This window comes from Microbacterium sp. (assembly GCF_030149085.1).
Classification (GTDB): Bacteria; Actinomycetota; Actinomycetes; order Actinomycetales; family Microbacteriaceae; genus Microbacterium.
The window spans coordinates 1-2829 of sequence record NZ_JASBSF010000124.1; the positions used below are offsets into that span (position 1 = coordinate 1).

The following is a 2829-nucleotide window of genomic DNA, read 5'->3' on the forward strand; positions in this document are numbered from 1 at the left end:
TGATGCGGGTGCCCTGCGGCAGCTGCGAGACGATGGCCTCGACATCCGTCGCGGGAATGTGTTTGGCGGCGTCGATCCGAAAACCCGAGACCCCGAGCGAGAGCAGGTCTTCGAGGTAAGCGACGATCGTCGCCCGCACCGTGGGGCTCGCGGTGTCGAGGTCGGCGAGGTTCACCAGTTCGCAGTTCTGCACCTGCTCGCGGTTCTTGTACAGCTGGATGTCGTCGTTCGCCGTCAGCCCGCAGTGGTGGAAGTCGGACTCCGCGTACAGGCCTGGGTAGTCATAGTGCGCGTACGCTGTGCCGGCGTATCCAGCGCCGGGTTCGTCCTGGCCCGTCATGTGGTTGATGACGGCATCCGCGATCACCTCGACTCCGGCGGCGGTGCAGCGCTGCACCATGTCGGCGAACTCGTCCCGGGTACCCAGGCGCGACTCGAGCTGGTAGCTCACCGGCTGGTACGAGGCCCACCATTCGTCTGCCGCGATGTGCTCCTGAGCTGGAGAGAGCAGCACCCACGCGATTCCGGCGGGCGCGAGCGTCGTCTCACACTCCTGGGCAACAGACGTCCACGGCAGCTGGAAGAGCTCGATGCCGACATCCGGTGCGGCCGGTTCGGGAACCTCGATCGGCACCTGCGTGCAGCCGGCGAGCAGAAGCACCGCAGCCGAGACGGCCGCGACCACCGCCCCGGCGCGGGCGCGAAGGCCCGGCATCCGTTACTTCACACTTCCCGCGGTCAGGCCGCCAACGATGTAACGCTGCAGCGCGAGGAACAGGGCGACGGGCAGGATGGCGGCGAGCACCGCGCCGGCGGCGAACACCGACCAGTTCTTCGAGAACTCGTCCGAGATGAACTTGTACAGGCCGACGGCGAGCGTCTGCTTATCGGGATCGATCAGGATGACACTCGCGAGCACGAACTCGCTCGAGGTCCCGATGAACGACAGCAGCCCGACCACCGCAAGGATCGGAGCGACCAGGCGCAGGATGATCGTGAAGAAGATCCGCGCGTGTCCCGCACCGTCGATCTTCGCGGCCTCGTCGATCGACGACGGGATCGTGTTGAAGAACCCGTACATGAGGTAGGTGTTCACCCCGAGCGCGCCGCCGAGGTAGACCATGATCAACCCGATCTGGGAGTTCAGTCCGATCGCTGGGAAGATGTCGCCGATCGCCACCATCAGGAGGAAGATCGCGACCACCGCGAGCAGCTGCGGGAACATCTGCACGACCAGCAGCGTCGTGAGACCGACGCGTCGCCCCGTAAACCGCATGCGCGAGAAGGAATACGCCGCGAGCGCGCCGAGGAACACCGTCCCTGCGGCGGTGATCAGCCCGATGACGAGCGTGTTCACGAACCACGCGCCGTACGGATGCTGGGCGCTCGTGAAGAGCGACACGTAGCTGTCGAGACTCAGTCGCTGGAAGAGACCGTTGGCCGTCAGCAGGGTCCCGTTGGGGTTGAAGGATGCCGAGATGACGTACAGCAGCGGGAAGATCGCGAAGATCCCGACGACGATGCCAATGAGGTGGCGCCATCCGGTCTCGCGGAAGTAGCGGCGGAACGGTCGGCGCGGCGCCGGTGCACCGCCGGGGACACCGGCTCCCCCGCTGCCGCCACGGCGACTCGAGGTGATCTCGGTATCTTCGTCGGCGACCTTCTCGAGAAGGCCCTTGGCTGCCGGTGCGCCGGGACGGAAGTCGCTCATGTCAGTTCAACTCCTCGAGTGCCTTGGTCTGTCGGAACGCGATGATCGAGATCGTGCCGACGATGAGGAAGATGATGATCGAGAACGCGCTCGCCAACCCGTAGTCGGCTGTCGAACCGACGAAGGCGACCTTGTAGACCATCGTGATGAGGATGTCGGTGGCACCGACGTTGACGCCGGCTGTCGCATCCCGGGGCCCACCGCCGGTGAGCATGTAGATGAGGCTGAAGTTGTTGAAGTTGTAGGCGAACGAGGCGATCAGCAGCGGCGCCACGGCAACGAGCAGCAGCGGGAACTTGATGCTGCGGAAGACCTGCCACGCGTTGGCCCCGTCGACCCGGGCAGCTTCCTGCAGATCGTCGGGGATCGACTGCAGCGCACCCGTGCAGATGAGGAACATGTAGGGGAACCCGAGCCAAAGGTTCACCAGGATGATGCTGAACTTCGCCAGCCACTCGTTGGTGAGCCACGGGATGTCGGCACCGCCGAAGAGCACGACGTTGATGAATCCGAACTCCTGATTCATCATGCCTGCCCACACCAGCGCCGAGAGGAAGCCAGGGAAGGCGTAGGGCAGGATCATGAGCACCCGGTAGTACTTCTTGGACTTCATCCGCGGATCGTTAAAGACGATCGCGAGGAAGAGGCCCAGCACGAAGGTGGTCGCCACCGACAGGAACGCGAAGACGAATGTCCACGCGAGCACCGAGAAGAACGGGCCGCGGATGGACTCTTCGGTGAAGGCGCGAGTGAAGTTGTCGAAGCCGACGAAGATCTGCCATCCCGGCAGCAGCTCCGTGCCGTCCTCGGCTGTGAAGGCGCCGGTTCCGATGTCGTAGTAGACGGTTCCCGTGCGGGTATCGGTCATCGTGTCGGCCTGCTCGTCATAGACGAGCTTCGACAGGTAGACGTAGGCACTCGAACCGTCGGGGGTGCGCAGGGATCCGTCGTTCGGGTCGTCGCTGAGCGGCACCGCCATGGCGGCGATCTCTTGCTGGCTCGCGACGATCTGCGAGAAGTTGAGGCTGTTGTACCCGTCGAGACCGACAGCCTTGCTGCCATCCATCTCGGCGTTCTCGACCGGCTCAAGCGGGTTCTCGTCGTTGCCGATCTCGACG

General features: G+C 64.4%; 3 protein-coding genes. All 3 read right to left on the reverse strand.

Translation table 11 applies throughout. The features are described from left to right. Positions 1-715, reverse strand: a 715-nt coding sequence (locus Q1V87_RS05060; protein ID WP_300591115.1) for an alpha-amylase family glycosyl hydrolase, incomplete at its 3' end; no start/stop codon positions are given. Positions 716-718: 3 nt separating this feature from the next. Continuing rightward, positions 719-1711, reverse strand: coding sequence for a sugar ABC transporter permease (locus Q1V87_RS05065; protein ID WP_300591116.1), 993 nt, complete (start codon positions 1709-1711; stop codon positions 719-721). 1 nt (position 1712) lies between these two features. Then, a partial coding sequence (locus Q1V87_RS05070; protein ID WP_300591117.1) for an ABC transporter permease subunit occupies positions 1713-2829 on the reverse strand: 1117 nt, incomplete at its 5' end.